The sequence below is a fragment of the Saccharibacillus qingshengii genome, assembly GCF_013185195.1.
GTDB classification, from domain to species: domain Bacteria; phylum Bacillota; class Bacilli; order Paenibacillales; family Paenibacillaceae; genus Saccharibacillus; species Saccharibacillus qingshengii.
On sequence record NZ_JAAZWC010000012.1, the window covers coordinates 1 to 16,155 of the forward strand.

The following is a 16,155-nucleotide window of genomic DNA, read 5'->3' on the forward strand; positions in this document are numbered from 1 at the left end:
TTTCAACACGCGACCTAAAGCCTTTCAAAGAAAGGCACATCGTAAGCATCCGCTAACGAATTTCTCCCGCAGCCGACAAGCTTTTCACACGAATGGGACTTTCTCGACAGCCTGAAGCTCCCGGACAGAGTCCGGGAGCTTCTTCGGAACGAATCGCAGCGTGTACGGTCGGCGTTCCCGGCTTATCCCCGATTAATTGGTCAGGGAGAAGTCGTTGTTGACATTTTCGGACAGTCCGTTGCCTGTGGCACGAACGCCGTCGGCAACCGAGAGGACAAAGGCGCGATACTGCACGCCCGCCTGCAGCGGCTTGTTGAAAGCGTCACGGTCGTTGTTGACCGTAAAGGTTACATTGCCGCCGGTCGAATACTTGAGGCTCGCACCGGATACGTTATTGGCCTGACCTACCGTAAACGAGGAAGCGCTGTTTGTAGGCACAAGCATCACGTTGTAATAAGCGGTGCCGGCCGAGTTGGTCGGAGGCGTAAAGCTTACCGTAACGGTCTGGCCGCTGGCGGACGTTCTGACATTGGTTGCCGCCGGTGCGCCGGCTTCGCTCAATGTCACTTCGTTCGAACGGTCGGACAGCAGGTTGTCTCCGTTATTGGATACCGTCAGGACGTAGAAGCGGTAAGCTCCGTTGTTCGAGATCGGATTGCCGTTTACATCACGGCTGCCTGAAGTCAGTGCCTGACGAACCTGACCGGTACCGGCCGCAGCTACAGGCGTGTAAGAAGAAGCCGCATTGGCATTCGCCAGGCTGTAAGATCCGGATTGGCTCGAAGGAACCGCCAGGATGCGGTATTCTTTGACATCCGTATCGCTGGAAGCCCGCGTGAATGTCACTTCGACGTCACTGGCATTGCCGGTCATGCTCTTGACTGCTGCCGTCACATCCGTTACGCCGACAGCGGCGGAACCGTTGGACAGCGTCACCGGATTGGATACGCCCGACAGAGCGAAGTTGGCATTTTGGCTCGCGTTACCCGATCCGACCGACAGGACGAACACGCGGTAAGCAACGCCTGTGCGAATCGGCTCGCCGTTCACGTCGCGGGTAGACGAGTTCAGGAACGTGCTCTGGTTCGAACCGGTCCGCGGCAGTACCGTGTAATTGGCTGCCGGTACACCGAGAGCGGACGAGAGATTGAAGTTCGAAGCGCTGGCAGACTTCACGACCAGCACCCGGTATTCCGAGATGCTGCTCTCGTCGGATGCGCGTCCGAAGGTTACGAGCAGGTCGCGTCCGTCTCCGGAATTGCCGGAATCGCTAAGTGCAGGAGTCAACGCGGTTCCTACATTGTTGCCGCCCAGCGTGATCGGCTGCGACACGCCCGACAGCACGTTGGTGCTGGTCGAAGTGCCCGAACCTACAGTCAGTACGTACACGCGGTAAGCGACGCCGTTGCGAATAGCGTCTCCGTCCGTATCGCGTACGGAAGCGTTCAGCGTCTGCACCAGGTTGGAGCCTGTTTTATTGATAGCCGTATAGTTGGCGCTGGTTGTGGCATTGGCCGAATTGATATTGAATCCGGCAGCTTTCGAATCCTTGACGACCATCACGCGGTACTGATTCACGTTCGCTTCGTTTGCGGCGCGGTCGAACATGACGCGAAGGTCGCGTCCGTCGCCGTAATCGCTCACGTCGCTCACGGTTACGTTCGACGCGGATACGTCGGAACCGGAAGTGGCCAGCGTCACCGAAGCGGATCCGGCCGACAGCGTATTGTTTGCCGGCGTGTTAGAAGCGCTCACGCCCATTACGAAGGCCGTGTAAGGCACGCCGTTTTGGAGCAGGCTGCCGGAAGTATCGCGGCTTTGCCCGGTCAGCGTCACGCTAGGCGAAGCGGAACCTTTGGGAACCGGCGTATAGTTCTGTGCGGCTACGGCATTCGCCGCAGTCTGGTTGAAGGAAGCCGCATCGGACGTCTTGACCACGAATACGCGGTAGCCGGAAATGCCCGTTTCGTCTTGGGCTTTCGCGAAGCTGACCGTAAGATCGCGTCCGTCTCTGTAGTCGCCTACATCGGTCGCTTTGACGGCCGTCGCGGTACCTGCTGCCGTGCCTCCGCTCAAGGTGACGGCGGAAGAAGCCGCAGACAGTTCGATCTGGCCGCCCGCATACGTGTTGCCTACGGCAACGGCATATACTTGGTAAGCCTGACCGGACTTGAGCGTTTCACCTTTGCTGTCCGTAGCGTTCGCCGCCAGGGTCACGTTCTGATTGGCGCCTGTCGGCAGGACCGTCGTGTAGTTGTTGCCGGACGAAGTAGCCATGGACGCATTGAACGGCGTACCCGACTTCACGACGAACAGACGGTAATGATCGACATACCCTTCATCCGAAGATTTGTTGAACGATACCTGCAGGTCGCGTCCGTCTCCGTACTGGCCGAGGCTGCGCGCCGTAACGGCGGTAGGCGCCGTCAGTTCCGCGGTAGTGGTAATGATAACGCTCTGCGAAGCGGCGTTCCAGCGTACATCCTGTCCAAGCGATTCGCCGATAAACCGAAGCGGAACTACCGTATTGCCTTTGATGGCTTTGGCGGGAACATCGAGATCAACTTTTTGTCCATTGACCGTGGCGACCTTCGAACCGATCTTGAGTACGATCGTGTTGCTGCCTTTGTAGGCGGTGATCGTCTGCGTTTTCTGGTTCCAGTTGACTTTGGCATTCAGCCCCTGGAAGATGCTGCGCAGCGGCGCAAGCGTCCGGCTGCCCTGGGCGATCGGCGGCTGGGTCGATTTCAACTCTACCCCGTCGATAAAGATTTTGATATTGGATGCCGCTGCGTCTGCAGAGTGCGGCAGTGCCGCAGGCATAAGAAGCGCTCCGGCAAGCAAAGCCGCGCTGATTTTGTTGATCTTCTTCATAATTTTCAATCTCCCTTCCGAAACCTCGGCTGGATTTTTTTGGACCTCTTTTTCTTTACTCCTAATATTTGACGCATGAAACATTCGAAAGGTTGCCATTATTTCCGAATTTCTCCCAAACAAATTTATAATTTATGATAAACCCCGCGTCCTACGGGAGATTGAGCCGATAATTCGTCTATCAAAAAAAGGCCTGAAAAATAGGCGCGGTGCACCTTTTTCAGACCTTCTTCGTATAGATGCCCGGAAAATCCAGACGCTTTTTAGAACAGTTGGATCAACGAAAGCACGATACCCACCAGGAAACCGCAGACTGCGCCGTTGACGCGAATCCACTGCAGATCTTTCCCGATCTTGTCCTCCAGCATCTCTACCAGCTGCTCGTCGTCCATCCGTTCCACGTTATCCCGAACCAGTTGGCCGATCCGGTAATGATTGTTCTCGGCCAACTCCATGATCGCTCCGCGCGTCTTCTCTTCCCAGAGTTCGATCCGCTCCGGTTCGGAAGCGATCCCGCGTACCGCGGCCGCATAGAGACGGAAAACGATCCGGCCTCCGTTGGCGCGTTCCTGGGCCGTCTTCTCCAGCGCAAATTCACGCAGCTTCTCCAGATTCTCGCGGATAAAAGCCGCCGTGCTGTCTTCATGCAGCACTTCGAGCACCTGTCCGCGTACATACTCCAGCTTCTCTTCATCGCCCGCGGCTTCGAACAGCTTCACGCGTACTTCGCGCAGAATCGCCAGACGCTGTTCGCCATAAGGGTCCAGCAGCGAATCGATGCCCGCGACCAGCATGGTCTGGATCATGGAGCCCAGCTTGTCTTCGTTTACCATGCCGGCGAATGCCTGAAAAGCAAACCCGGTAAAACCGCCGACTTTGGCATTCGACAGTTGGTCCATGGCGAGCGTCCCCATCGTATCTTTGGTTTCGGGACGCTGCGCCCAGGTCTTAGCTTCGCTCAACGCGTAATCGAACAGCTTGATCTCGTAGCTGTCGTTCAGCAGCTTGGTCAGCGCCCGGTCAGCCAGACCGGCCGCGTCCACGCCGCGAATATAATTCTCCGCCGCTTCGCGTACCGGTTCCACCGCTTTGTCCAGCGGCAGCTTGGCGATCGCTTCGGCCACGTAATCCAGCACCTGCTCCCGGGTCCGCTTGCGGGACATCATCCGGGTCAGCATCCGCGAAGCTCCGCGAATCAAATTGAGCTTGCGCAGCTGCCGGATGATGCTCTCTTTGTTGAGCAGCTGCGTCTCCATGGCCGAAACGAGCGATTCGACAATCCGGCTCTTGTTCTTCAAGAGCAGAGACGTATGCGGGATCGGAATGCCGAGCGGATGCCGGAACAGAGCCGTTACGGCGAACCAATCCGCCAGACCGCCGACGAGACCGGCTTCGAAACCGCCGATCAGAAGAAAAGTCCAGACGTTTTCAGGCAGAAACAAGCTGATCACGAAGCCCGCGGCCATCACGATCAGCGAGATCCCCGCCAAATTTTTCGATCCCATTGTCATCCCCCTTGCTTCTATAGAAATTGTATATCGGGTGTCCAAACATTGTCCGCGCACCAGAAATCCCGCGCTTCCTTATTCATTTTAGTACAGCGGATGATTGAAACGCAAAAAAACACGTTATAAAAAGAGTAGCAAAGTCCGACAAATCCGGCACTGCCGGGCAGGACGAGAGGATGAGGAACCGTTATGGACAATATCGTATTCATCACCTTCAAACAGGAACAGCCCCTTGAGGCCGTACTCGGCCGTTTTCGCACGCATCCGGTAACGGACGAATACTCGGTGCTTCAGGCCGTGATCCTGCGCAAGCTGTCGGGAAAAATCGTCTCCGAGCGCGAATTCCGGTTCGCGGGCGACGAAGAAGACACGCATCATCTGACAAACGATCTGATCGACTCGATCGTCTCCGTCATGAGCGGCCCCGTCGGCAGTCTGATCGGCGGGTATACCGGTCCGCTGCTGGATGCCGAACTCAACGCCAACCGGATCGTCGAGGAATCGGGCATGCTCGGCGCGATCGCCGCCAAGCTGAACGAGAACGAATGGGCGCTGCTCGCGCTGGTGCGCGAACATAACGAGATCAGCCTGAGCAGCCGGCTTAACGCGCTCGGTGCAAGTGCGGCGGTTCGCAAGGACGCGGCACTTGTCGCCTACGAAGTCATGAACGCACGCGAGATCGGCAGCGAATGGGAGGAACGTTTTGAGGCGCTGACAAGCGGAACGGCGGACGACGCCCTCAAAGAAAGTCTCCGCAGCGAACTGCAGGAACGCGCGAACCGCGGTTCCTTTGAACAGGAGCAGTCCGTACGCGACCGCCTCCGCGGCGATTTCGATTACCTGCACGGCAAGGTAGGGATGCGTTCGAACGCAGGCGCTTCCCCTTCTTCGGACTAATTCCCGTCACCCCTGCCTGTTGCACCGGTTCTTCGGTCGCAGCCTGCCAGCCTCCCCATGTCTAACGATTCAAATGATGGAAATTTTTATGCATTCGCGCCTGCTGGGCTTATAATGGACACAGTTAGGGAGAATCCGGAATTTTCGGATTCTCTTCCGTTTCGATACATATAGAGGAGGTTGTCCGAATGATGAAAAAATGGGGAGCATTGTCCCTGTCTCTGGCCCTGCTGGGTTCCACCTCGATTCCGGCTTCCGCTTTTGCGGCGCAATCGGTATCCGCTCCCGCCGAACAGGCACCTGAACAAGCACCGGAGCAGGAAGTCGAACTCAGTCCCGAACTGATGGAAGCGCTCGATTACGCGGATCGCATGGACGCAATCGTGAAGTACGAAGACACTGCCGCGGATGCGTTCAATTCGATCCAATCGGTATCGGAATCGAACCGCAAATCCGTATACAAGACGCTCAACAGTGTCGTGGTGCCGAATTACAGCAAGTTCTATTACCAGTTGAAACAGATCAAGCCGACCGGCAAAGAACTGGTCAAGATCCACTCCTACTATCTGCAGGGAGCTTCGCTCCAGCTTCAAGGGATGGAATTGATCAAGAAGTCGCTGTACGGATCCAAGATCAACTGGACCACCTACAAAGCGGGACAAGCCAAACTCAAGTCCGGCAAAGCCAAGCTGAACGTGTTTATCGGCAGCTTTGAGAAGTACATGGACGGCCTGCAGTAATTGTGTAGGCTGCAAAGCCCCGTTTTTCTTCTGCTTTTTTCCGGCGGGCCGCATCGGCGGCCCGCTTTTTGCTGCGCTTTCCTCTTCTGCCTGCCGCTCCCCTTCACTTCTTGTCGAACTTTACCGAATATAGGCGTATGCCTTTTATTTCGATTTACCTCTATAATTTATTGCAATTATGTTGTTCGAAATATAAAATGCTAAAGGAATGAGCCATTTTATAATTGAGAGGATCGGTACCTTCATGGACCAACAACGACTTGCCCTGGATTCCCACTTATGTTTCTCGCTCTACGCCTGTTCCCGGGCGATCTTCCGGATGTATCGGCCTCTGCTCGACGAGCTGAACCTGACCTATCCGCAGTATCTCGTTCTTCTCGTTCTCTGGGACCGCCAGGAGAGCAGCATCAAAGAACTGAGCCAGGTGCTCAGTCTCGATTCCGGTACGCTGACTCCGATGCTGAAGCGAATGGAAGCTTCCGGTCTGCTGCAGCGCAGCCGCTCGCAGCAGGACGAACGGATCGTCACCGTACGCATTACCGCCAAGGGCCTCGAACTTCAGGAACAGGCCAACTGCATCCCGGCTTCGATGGTCGAGTCCAGCGGTCTGAACGTGGAGCAGATTTCTGCGCTTAACGAAACGATTCGAACACTGATGACCAGCGTCGACAGCTATCGATAACTCCTATTTGCCTTATCCGCACAAGATTCACTCTCCGCTTTTCTTCATTCCCGCGCATGGGAGACCGATTTGCTGTAACGACCGCCGCGTATCCAGCCGATAACAAGCATGAACACTGTTTTCAGCTTTGTTTAGAAAAGAGGAATTCCAATGACCGAATACCGGCGCTTTTTACGACGGCTCGTGCGCAACTATATCGTCGGGTCGGTGCTGGCCGTTCTCTGCGTGGGAGGTGCCGTCATTTCTTCGGCGCTCAAGCTTCCGATCGGCGGATTTGACCGCATTTTCATCGTACTTATCGTCTCTTTCCTCATTATGATCTCTCTGGAACTGCTGACATTCGCCCGGCAGGTCCGGCCGATCCGCGGGCTTTTTCAGCAGGATGATCCGTCGCTGGACGAAATTCGGAACGCCTATGTCCAAATCCACCGTCTGCCGGCGCTGTCGGTGCTGCGGATCATGGGCCCGCATCTGTTTGGTTTGTCCGTTCCCGCCGTTCTTCTTACCCTGCTGTTTATCCAGATCGGATGGGTCGAACTGCCGTTTTATTATATCGGGATCGCCGCTTCCGGCGCGGTGCTTGTGGCCGGTATGCATGCGCTGATCGAATACTTTCTGACCGATCAGGCGATTCGCCCCCTGCTTCGGCTGGTCAGCGAAACGGGCGAGCAGAAATACGGGGTGCGGGTTTCGCTCGACGGCCGGGTCATCGTCTCGACGCAGCGCAAGTTCCAACTGAGCGCGTTCTCGATCGGTGCTTTCCCGCTGTTCTTTTTCGTTCTCGCTACCCAAATCCGGCTGACCGTTACGAATTCGCCTCTGGTCGAGGACTACTGGCAGTGGGCTTCGCTGATCCTGGTATCGGGCATCGCGTTCTCTTCCCTCGGCGCCTGGCTGCTCAGCCGAAGCGTCCGCCAGCCGATCGGCAATCTGGAAAAAGCGCTTCGCGCCGTCCAGACCGGCGATCTCGACGTCCGGGCTTCCGATCTGTACTCGGATGAATTCTCCCGCCTCGTCTCCGGTTTCAACCACATGGTGCAGGGACTGTCGCAGCGGCAGCAGGTCAACGAACAGCTGCTCCAGAGTTATTTCTCGACCCTGGCCGCGGCACTCGATGCCCGGGATACCTATACCGCCGGTCATTCGCAGCGCGTCGCGGAATATTCGCTGCTGATCGGACGCGGGGCCGGACTCGAAAACGAAGAGCTGGATCTGCTGAACAAAACGGCTCTGCTGCACGACATCGGCAAAATCGGCGTTCGGGACAATGTTCTGCTCAAAGAAGGCCGGTTGACCGACGACGAATTCGAGCAGATCAAGAAGCACCCGGCGCTTGGCGAAGAAATCCTCAAACGCGTAGAACCCGCCGAGATGATGGGACCTCTGCTTCCGGGGGTCCGCTCGCATCACGAACGGTACGACGGACGGGGCTATCCCGATGGGCTCGCCGGCAATGCGATCCCCAAGTTCGGACGCATCATCGCCGTGGCCGACGCTTTCGATGCCATGACTTCCGACCGTCCTTACCGCAGCGGAATGGGCCTCGAGAAAGCGATCTCGATCCTGTCCGAAGGCAAAGGCACCCAGTGGGACCCGTATTATGCCCAGATTTTTATCGATGCTTTTTATCAGGAAAAAGAACAGCCGGAGCCTTATCGGGCGGAAGCCTAGTCCGGAACCCCGGCCTTTTCATGTCACCGAGCCAAAAAAACGCGCCGAACGCCGCCCTACAGGGCAAAAGCGTTCAGCGCGTTTTTGATTTGTTCCGGCGGCAGCGGTTCGTACAGATCGTCCCAATCGTAGATCAGCTGCAAATACGAGCGGTAGACCAGAAAAGCGATGACTTTCGGCTCCAGGCGGAACGTTTCCCCGTCCGCTTCATGCCGCCGTACCAGCCGTTCGATATACCGGATAATGCCTTCTTCGAGCGCTTTGCGCATCTCCAGCACCCCGTGTGCGCCGGACTGCCGCGCTTCCCGGTAGATGCCGACCAGCAGCCGATGGCGTTCCCGCAGCGCGATCACCGCGTCGAACGTGCGGTCGATATCTTCCTTCAGCGGCTGTCCGGGCAGACACACCCGGTCCGATTCCGCCAGCAGGTCTTCCAGAATGTCTTCGACGATCGCCATCAGCAGCGCTTCCTTATTTTCAAAACAGCTGTAAATGGAGCTTTTGCTGACATGTGCCGCTTTCGCTACGCTTCCGATCGTCGTTCCCCGGAATCCGAAGCGTTCGAAACACAGCATGGCCCCTTCCAGAATCCGGCGTCTCTTGGTTTCCATTTTGTCCCCTCCGTTATCTCGATCTCTGCATCTGCTTCCATTATCCCGCAAAAAAAGCTTCCCGCGAAGCCGATTTCTCGCTCGCGGGAAGCTTTTTCGTGTCTATTTTGCCTATTCGCCGATCTGACTGGCAGGCACGCCGCCCGCGGCGGTGCATACGGCGTTAGGCGTTAGCCGGCGTAAGATCCTGCTCTTCTTCGATCCCCGTCTTGATCCGTTTATTGCTGAACAGGAACACCAGCAGAGCCAATCCCAGGAACACGGCTCCGAACAGACCGACATGGGCAAGCTGCGCCCAGAAGTACCCCCAATCGTTGCCGAGCGAGACTGCTTCGCGCAGCGCGCGAATCCCGTAAGTGGCCGGCAGATAAGGATTGATCGCCTGGAAGAAGTCCGGTGTCAGTACTTTCGGGAACGTGCCCGCGCTGCCGCCGATCTGTGCAAGCAGGATCAGGAAAGCGATGAACTGACCGACTTTGCCCAGAGCCGCGAACAGCAGGAACAGCAGCGACAGGAAGGTCAGACTGAGCACCAACGTAATCGCGTAGAAATGCCACAGACTCTGTACCTGCAGACCGACAATCCCGATCAACACCGCGTCCAGAATAGCCGATTGCAGAACCGCCATGAATACGATGACACTGAACTTGCTCAGGAACCAGGCCCAACCGGAACGCGGCCGGATCTGCGGCGTCTTGAGCGGGTAGACCGACGAGAACATGAGCGCCCCGGCAAACAGCGCGATGGTCATCATATAAGGAGCCAAGCCTTCGCCGTATTCGGTCACATCGTGCACGTCGTCATGTTGAAGCTCTACCGGCTGCGCAAACATTTCGTACGTCTTGTCGTCCGTACTCACGTCGCCGGCTTCTTTGACGCCGTCCGCCAAAGAGGTATACAGCTCGTTCGTTCCTTCCTTAAGATCGCCGACGCCGTTATTCAGCGTTACCGAGCCGTCCGCCAACTGTCCGGCGCCGTTTCTCAGTTCGCCGGTCGCACCGCCGAGCTTGCTCAAACCGCTGACCAGCTGGCCGCCTCCGTCCTTCAGTTGGCCGAGGCCGCTGACCAGATCGTGCGAGCCGCCTTTCAACTGCCCGGTTCCGCTCACAAGGGCGGAAGAACCGGTCTTGAGCTGATCCGCCCCGCTGACCAGGCTCGACGAGCCGGTCTTCAATTGATCCGCGCCGCTCACCAGACTGGCCGAACCGTCTTTCAGCTGGCCAACTCCGCCTGCAAGAGCAGAAGCGCCTTGAACCAACTGTTTCGATCCGCTCTCGGCTTCGCCCAGTTTGGCCGACAGCGTGCCGAGCCCTTCGGTCAGCTGCTGCTGCCCCGCTGCCAGAGTCGAAGAGCCTTCCAGCAGCTGTCCCTGTCCGGCGGCCAGTTGACCGACCGCCGCCTGAATCCGCTGCGCACCTTCGTTTAATTGGGCGGTGCTCGATGCCAGCTGATCCAGCTGTCCGAGCGACTGCTGCAGCTTCGACGAATCTCCGCCCTGCGATGCCGCGTCGCCGGAGCCGGCTGAAGCTTCAGCCATCATGGACAGCAGTTTCTGCTTGTCGGCATCCGGGATCGTGGAACTTCCCTGAACATAAGCGGCCAGAGCTTCCTGCTGCTGCTTGACGGCCGCCGCTTTCTGCTGGAGCTGCTGCTGCGCCGCACCCAATTGGTCGACGGCCGCCGAAGCTTGTCCGCCAAGGCCTTGAACCGCTGCGTTCAGCTGATCCATACCTGCCGCGAAGGGAGTCAGCTGCTCCTGCAGCTGCTGCAATCCGGCGTTCGATTGACCCAGCCCCTGATTCAGCTGCTGCGCTCCGCTCTCCAGCTTCTTGGAGCCGCCGGACAGTGTATCCGCGCCGCCTTTGAGCTGGTTCAAGCCTTCGCCGAGTTTCGCCGCACCGCTCTGCAGTCCGTTGGCACCGGTCTGAAGCGTACCCAGACCGTCATCCAGCTTCTTGGCTCCGCCCGACAGCGTGCCGATGCCGCTGTCCAGCTTCTGCGCGCCGCCCGACAGCGTACCGATACCGCTGTCCAGCTTCTGTGCGCCGCCCGACAAAGTTCCCAGACCGTCATCCAGCTTCTGCGCGCCGGATGCCGCGCTGACAATCCCTGCGCCGAGCGTTCCGGCACCTGCCTGCAGATCGCTTACGCCTTCCTGGAACGAGACGCTGCTCGCGGCCAGTTTCTTCAGGTTGTCCGCAAGTTTCTGCGAGCCGTCCGCCAGGTCGGAAGCGCCGTCATCCAGCTTCTTCGCTCCGTCGTCGGCATCTTTGAGCCCGTCGACCAGTTCGCTGAGACTTGCGAATACGGTTGTCGCGTACTCTTTGGTCACCTGCTCGGCAATCTCTTCATTGACTTCCTTAATCGCCGATTTGGCGATCTGCGCCGACGAATATCCCATGCCCGCATTCGTATAATAATCCAGTTTCATTTTTTGCGGATTATCGTTCAATAGGGTCGAAGCATTCTTGGAGAATTCTTTCGGAAGCTCGATCACCATAATGTATTTCTCGTGATTCAGGCCCTGGATCGCTTCCTGCTTGTCGGTGACGACCCATTTGAACGAGTCGTTGTCCTTCAAGCCTTCCACGAAGTCCTTGCCCACGTCCAACCGCTTGCCTTCGTAGTTTGTTCCGCTATCGCTGTTGACAACGGCTACGGACAACCGATCCGTATGCCCGTAAGGATTCCAGTAGGCCGAGAGGAAGAACAGGCCGTACAGTCCCGGGACCAACAGCATCGCGATTACGGTCAGCATCGTCATCCGGTGCTTCAAAATATTTTTCCATTCCGATTTGAACATCGTAGGTCTTGCCCCTTTCCATCTGTCTTCGAGCGGTTTGAATATCGAGCATCCGACTATAAAATGACCAAAAAAACATTTGGGTCATTCGGTACTGATGAGAAGTATATCACATTTTGATTGAAATACAACTCTTTTCATCCCTTTTCAACGTTTTTCAGTCTTTCTTCCCTCTCTTTTATCGTGTGCGAGAGGCCGGCTATGTAGAACTTCTTTTACATTAATAAGATTTTTTTCATTTTTTTGAATGATTTTTATGAAGCAGGCGGATTGTCGTTTACTTTTCCTCCAATACCGATGTTATAATTGCCGTATGTGGAAAGTATGAGCAAATGAGGTGAGTTTCGTTGAATCCGGGTACCGGGGAGACCGATCTGAAGCTAAAATATCAAGTGTTGACGGAACTTCAGCCAGGCATGCTGTTCAGCGAAACGCCTTCGCAGCTGTTGACGCATGTCTTTGATTGCATAAGCCGTTATTTCAGTGTGGATCTGCTGTTGAATTACTGGGTGGAAGAGCGGTTCCCTTACCGGCTTCAACTGATCCACCACCGCGGTGTGACCGATTCGGAAGCGGAAGCCCTGCTCTCGCTCGATCAAGGCCAGACCATCTGCGGCACCGTCATCAAGTCCAAAGCTCCTTATGTTTCAGAACATGTACAGCAAACGACGGATTTTCACGGGCGGATTCTGCGTCAAATGGGCGTTCGCCGATATGCCTGCTTCCCTCTGATCGTACTCGACGAAAACCGTCCGTTCGCGCTGGGCTTCGGTTCGCGCACCGGCGATACGTTCGATCCGACCGAACTGGAAGTGCTGCATCTGATCTCCGTTCAGCTGGAACACGCTTTCGCGCGAATCGGCCGGTTCGAAGAGTTGGAACGACAAAATGCGGTGCTTGCCGAAACCAACCGTTTCTTGTCGTCGTCGGAGAATCGTTTCGCTGCCATCTTCGCCGCAAGTCCCCATCCGATGCTTATTACGACACTGGAAGACCGTGAAGTGATTGAAGCGAACGATGCTTTTTTGCTGCTGCTCGGCATTACGCGTCTCGAGATGGATACCCGCTACGGCGAATTGATACGCGGCAACGAATTGATGAGACAGATTCCCGAGCCGGATGAATCGTCGACCGTTCCGGAAGGCATCAGCCGGGAGATCACTTTCACCAACCATGCCGGGGAAGAGAAAGTCTGTATCCTCCGGACGGTCCGACTCGACTTCAACGGAGAACTGCTTCTGCTGACGATGATCAGCGATCTGACCGAACACAAGCAGTACGAACACGAACTGCAGCGTCTGTCGCAGCTGCACCTGGTCGGGGAAGTGGCCGCCGGCATCGGGCATGAAGTGCGCAATCCGATGACGACCGTCCGCGGATTCCTGCAGCTGATGCTCATGCAGGGCAAGAATACGCTGGAACCCGCCTATCTGCAGGTCATGATCGAAGAACTCGACCGCGCCAATCAGATCATCACCGAGTTCCTCTCGCTTGCCAAAGACCATATGGTCCAACTCAAGCGCGAGAATCTAAACGATTTGATCCGCAAGATCCTGCCTTTGATCGAAGCCGACGCTTCCGTGACCGGCAAGATGATCACAACCCATCTCACTCCGGTGGAATCGATCGAAGTGGACGACAAGCAGATTACCCAGCTGATCCTGAATTTTGTCCGCAACGCACTCGAAGCGACAGGCGAGAACGGCTGGATTCAGCTGAAGACCTATATGCAGGAAGACCGTACCGTACTGGTGATCGAAGACAACGGTCCGGGCATTCCCGCCGATGTCGTGGAGCAGATCTGGAAGCCTTTCTATACAACCAAAGAAAACGGCTCCGGTCTCGGTCTGGCGATCTGCTTCAGCATTGCCAACAAACACGGCGCGTCGATCGATCTGTCGACCGGCAAGGAAGGTACGGCTTTCTACGTGCGCTTCCGGACCCACTGATTCGTTTGATCCTCTGTAAAGAAAAGAGAATTTTGAATTTATTCGAAATTCCCTTTTCTTTATTTTGATTTCGCGATAGTCCTATCTGTTCGGCGTCACCGCCGCTTGGAGAAGGGTATATACAAGTGTTGATTGCCAAACCAAACCGGAAGGAGAACACCATGAGAAAAGTGAAGACGTTCAGCTGGGTTCTCGCTTTTGCCCTGATTGCCCATTTGTCCTTGACGCCTGCGGCTTACGCCCAAACTTCTGACAAACCGGCCGGATTCACCTCGGAATTGAAAGCGCTCTCCAAAAAGACTTATAAGTACTTCACAGACTTTACCGATGCCCAAACGGGTTTGACGTCCGACGAGGTCAGAATGACGGATACAGGCGAACAGGAAGCCAAACGAACCTCTCCTACCAATATCTCCATGTATATGATGAGTACCGTGTCCGCCGAACAGATGAAGCTGATCACGAAAAAAGAAGCGCTGTCCCGGTTAAAAACGACGTTGGCTTCGCTCGAGAAGATGGATACATGGAACGGCCTGTTCTACAACTGGTACAACACGGAAGACGCTTCTCTCAAAAAAGACTGGGGCCAGTTTATCTCCCAGGTCGATAACGGATGGCTGTCCGCGGGTCTGATCGTGGTCGGTCAGGCTTATCCGGAACTGAACGGGCAGACGAGCAAACTCGTCGAAAAGATGGACTATGCCAAGCTGTACGATCCCGAAGTCGGCCAATTCCGCGGCGGTTACGACGTCGCGAAAGGCGCACTGACCGAGCATCATTACGGAACGTTCTATACCGAACCGCGGGTAGCCAGCTACATCGCGATCGGCAAAGGCGACGTTCCGAAAGAGCACTGGTGGAAAATTTACCGCACGATGCCGCCAGAATGGGATTGGCAGTCGCAAATTCCCGAGGGAGAAACCGTGAATTACGACGGAGTGGACGTCTTCGAAGGCCATTATACGTATCAAGGCACCAAGTTCGTCCCAAGCTGGGGCGGCAGCATGTTCGAAGGTCTGATGCCGGGCCTGGTACTCAAAGAAAAAGAGTTGGGCACCCGGGCTCTCGGATTGAATAACCAGCGCCATGTGGACCTGCAGATCGCTTACGCCAAAGAAAAAGGTTATCCGGCATGGGGATTCTCGCCGTCCGCCACGCCGACCGGATACAGCGAGTTCGCCGCTGCGCCTCTGGGCATCTCGGGCTACAAAGACAGCACGACGGTCACGGCGCATGCCACTTTCCTGGCTCTCGATTACGCCCCGAAAGAGGCCCGCGAAAATATCAAAGTCCTGAAAAAGATGGACATGATGGGCAAATACGGATTATACGACTCCGTCAACATGGAGACCAAAGAAGTCGCCAAAGCCTATCTGGCTCTCGACCAAGGCATGATCATGATCTCGATCGCCAATTATGCCAAAGACGGCTTGATCCGCAATTATTTCCACAGCGATCCGATCGGCCAGAAGCCGGAAGAACTGTTGGAAAAAGAAGTTTTCTCGATTGAGTAATTCGGATCCGGAGTCAAGAAAAAGAGTCCGTCTCTTCACTCCCCTTCCCGCGTCTACGTCATTCCAGCCACACAAAAAGCCGCCGGAAACTCCGGCGGCTTTCTTCGTTCTATCCGATCCAGGCCCACATAAACCCGTCCCGGTCCCAAGCGATTTGTCCGCGGTGCAGCTTGCGGAACTCTTTTTTGACTTCCTTTTCCAGCGATGCGTTCCCATTGTCATTGACGAAAATGAACGCCTCGCCGAAATGTTCCCGAACATGCGCGATCGCTTCTTCCTGCCTCAGAATGCCGCGGAATCGAATCTCTTCGACCATCCATTCGGCAACCTGACGGGCAGCTGCCCCCGTTTGTTGTTCCTCGCTCATTTGAATCCTCCTGCATCAGTCCGATACTTCTGCCAACTTGGGCACGAACGGCTTTTCCTTTTACTATACCCGATTTCCGATTTCCGTGCTTACTTCAGAATTTCGATATTGGGCATAAGCGGAAGAGGTTTCATTCTGCCGTTCACCGCGTTCATGACGCCGAGGATCAGATACACGAATCCGACCAGATTTAGCAGAGGGATCAGCAGCCAGCCGATAACCGGAATAATGCTGAGGACAATATTGCCGGCTACGAGCGCCAGCAGCAGAAGCAGCCCTTGATTGGCATGGTACATGGCGAAGCGGGAATTGCGGGCGGCCAGCAGCGGCAGGAAGAACAGAAGATACGATAGAGCGCCGATCGTTTTGTTCTCTTCGATATCCCTTGGATCGGCTTGCGGGTCTGGCAGGTTTGGATTGGGGGTGTGCATGATTCGATCTCCTCTCGATTTGGAAAAACGCATGTGGGAATCCCGGACGCTTGTACACTCGTCGCCTGTTGTCTAAGCCGATATACGTCAGCGAAAGTATTGCGTTTC

General features: G+C 55.8%; 12 protein-coding genes. 6 read left to right on the plus strand and 6 right to left on the minus strand.

Translation table 11 applies throughout. From position 1 onward, the window contains the following. Nucleotides 1-192: 192 nt before the first annotated feature. Nucleotides 193-2,874, minus strand: coding sequence for a copper amine oxidase N-terminal domain-containing protein (locus tag HRQ60_RS11950; RefSeq protein WP_172196057.1), 2,682 nt, complete (start codon nucleotides 2,872-2,874; stop codon nucleotides 193-195). 263 nt (nucleotides 2,875-3,137) lie between these two features. After that, nucleotides 3,138-4,379, minus strand: coding sequence for a DUF445 domain-containing protein (locus HRQ60_RS11955; RefSeq protein ID WP_172196058.1), 1,242 nt, complete (start codon nucleotides 4,377-4,379; stop codon nucleotides 3,138-3,140). Nucleotides 4,380-4,571: 192 nt separating this feature from the next. Here HRQ60_RS11955 and HRQ60_RS11960 point away from each other — a divergent pair, with 192 nt between their 5' ends. The 4 genes from HRQ60_RS11960 (at nucleotide 4,572) to HRQ60_RS11975 (ending at nucleotide 8,372) form a co-directional block, all read left to right on the plus strand. Continuing rightward, complete coding sequence (locus HRQ60_RS11960; RefSeq protein ID WP_172196059.1) at nucleotides 4,572-5,279, plus strand: hypothetical protein; 708 nt, start codon at nucleotides 4,572-4,574, stop codon at nucleotides 5,277-5,279. Nucleotides 5,280-5,467: 188 nt separating this feature from the next. Beyond that, the gene (locus HRQ60_RS11965; RefSeq protein ID WP_172196060.1) at nucleotides 5,468-6,019 is read left to right on the plus strand and encodes a hypothetical protein; all 552 of its coding nucleotides are present in this window, start codon (nucleotides 5,468-5,470) and stop codon (nucleotides 6,017-6,019) included. A 244-nt stretch (nucleotides 6,020-6,263) separates the two neighbouring features. Further along, a complete protein-coding gene (locus HRQ60_RS11970; protein WP_246281291.1) occupies nucleotides 6,264-6,701 on the plus strand; it encodes a MarR family winged helix-turn-helix transcriptional regulator in 438 nt (145 codons plus the stop codon). A 150-nt stretch (nucleotides 6,702-6,851) separates the two neighbouring features. Next, on the plus strand, nucleotides 6,852-8,372 hold the full coding sequence (locus HRQ60_RS11975) for an HD domain-containing phosphohydrolase (protein ID WP_172196061.1): 1,521 nt from the start codon (nucleotides 6,852-6,854) through the stop codon (nucleotides 8,370-8,372). Nucleotides 8,373-8,428: 56 nt separating this feature from the next. Here HRQ60_RS11975 and HRQ60_RS11980 read toward each other — a convergent pair whose 3' ends face one another. Together HRQ60_RS11980 and HRQ60_RS11985 are read right to left on the minus strand one after the other, a co-directional pair. After that, nucleotides 8,429-8,983 carry a TetR/AcrR family transcriptional regulator gene (locus HRQ60_RS11980; protein ID WP_172196062.1) on the minus strand — a complete coding sequence of 185 codons (555 nt, stop codon included), beginning with the start codon at nucleotides 8,981-8,983 and terminating at the stop codon, nucleotides 8,429-8,431. Between the two features lie 163 nt (nucleotides 8,984-9,146). Continuing rightward, on the minus strand, nucleotides 9,147-11,786 hold the full coding sequence (locus HRQ60_RS11985; RefSeq protein WP_172196063.1) for a YhgE/Pip domain-containing protein: 2,640 nt from the start codon (nucleotides 11,784-11,786) through the stop codon (nucleotides 9,147-9,149). Nucleotides 11,787-12,133: 347 nt separating this feature from the next. Here HRQ60_RS11985 and HRQ60_RS11990 point away from each other — a divergent pair, with 347 nt between their 5' ends. Both HRQ60_RS11990 and HRQ60_RS11995 read left to right on the plus strand, forming a co-directional pair. Beyond that, nucleotides 12,134-13,735, plus strand: a complete 1,602-nt coding sequence (locus tag HRQ60_RS11990) for an ATP-binding protein (protein WP_172196064.1) — start codon at nucleotides 12,134-12,136, stop codon at nucleotides 13,733-13,735. A 161-nt stretch (nucleotides 13,736-13,896) separates the two neighbouring features. Continuing rightward, entirely contained in the window at nucleotides 13,897-15,249 is a 1,353-nt protein-coding gene (locus tag HRQ60_RS11995) for a glucoamylase family protein (protein WP_172196065.1), read from the plus strand. A 109-nt stretch (nucleotides 15,250-15,358) separates the two neighbouring features. Here HRQ60_RS11995 and HRQ60_RS12000 read toward each other — a convergent pair whose 3' ends face one another. After that, a complete protein-coding gene (locus tag HRQ60_RS12000) occupies nucleotides 15,359-15,616 on the minus strand; it encodes a DUF6953 family protein (protein ID WP_172196066.1) in 258 nt (85 codons plus the stop codon). An 89-nt stretch (nucleotides 15,617-15,705) separates the two neighbouring features. Further along, nucleotides 15,706-16,047, minus strand: coding sequence for a magnetosome magnetite crystal formation protein family (locus HRQ60_RS12005; protein ID WP_172196067.1), 342 nt, complete (start codon nucleotides 16,045-16,047; stop codon nucleotides 15,706-15,708). Nucleotides 16,048-16,155 lie beyond the last annotated feature (108 nt).

Excerpts from the sequence above, each read along its gene's own strand:
- HRQ60_RS11970 (WP_246281291.1), top strand. The coding sequence starts at position 6,264 with ATGGACCAACAACGACTTGCCCTGGATTCCCACTTATGTTTCTCGCTC.
- HRQ60_RS11980 (WP_172196062.1), bottom strand. The coding sequence starts at position 8,983 with ATGGAAACCAAGAGACGCCGGATTCTGGAAGGGGCCATGCTGTGTTTC.
- HRQ60_RS12000 (WP_172196066.1), bottom strand. The coding sequence starts at position 15,616 with ATGAGCGAGGAACAACAAACGGGGGCAGCTGCCCGTCAGGTTGCCGAA.
- HRQ60_RS11955 (WP_172196058.1), bottom strand. The coding sequence starts at position 4,379 with ATGGGATCGAAAAATTTGGCGGGGATCTCGCTGATCGTGATGGCCGCG.
- HRQ60_RS11950 (WP_172196057.1), bottom strand. The coding sequence starts at position 2,874 with ATGAAGAAGATCAACAAAATCAGCGCGGCTTTGCTTGCCGGAGCGCTT.
- HRQ60_RS12005 (WP_172196067.1), bottom strand. The coding sequence starts at position 16,047 with ATGCACACCCCCAATCCAAACCTGCCAGACCCGCAAGCCGATCCAAGG.
- HRQ60_RS11995 (WP_172196065.1), top strand. The coding sequence starts at position 13,897 with ATGAGAAAAGTGAAGACGTTCAGCTGGGTTCTCGCTTTTGCCCTGATT.
- HRQ60_RS11965 (WP_172196060.1), top strand. The coding sequence starts at position 5,468 with ATGATGAAAAAATGGGGAGCATTGTCCCTGTCTCTGGCCCTGCTGGGT.
- HRQ60_RS11960 (WP_172196059.1), top strand. The coding sequence starts at position 4,572 with ATGGACAATATCGTATTCATCACCTTCAAACAGGAACAGCCCCTTGAG.
- HRQ60_RS11975 (WP_172196061.1), top strand. The coding sequence starts at position 6,852 with ATGACCGAATACCGGCGCTTTTTACGACGGCTCGTGCGCAACTATATC.
- HRQ60_RS11985 (WP_172196063.1), bottom strand. The coding sequence starts at position 11,786 with ATGTTCAAATCGGAATGGAAAAATATTTTGAAGCACCGGATGACGATG.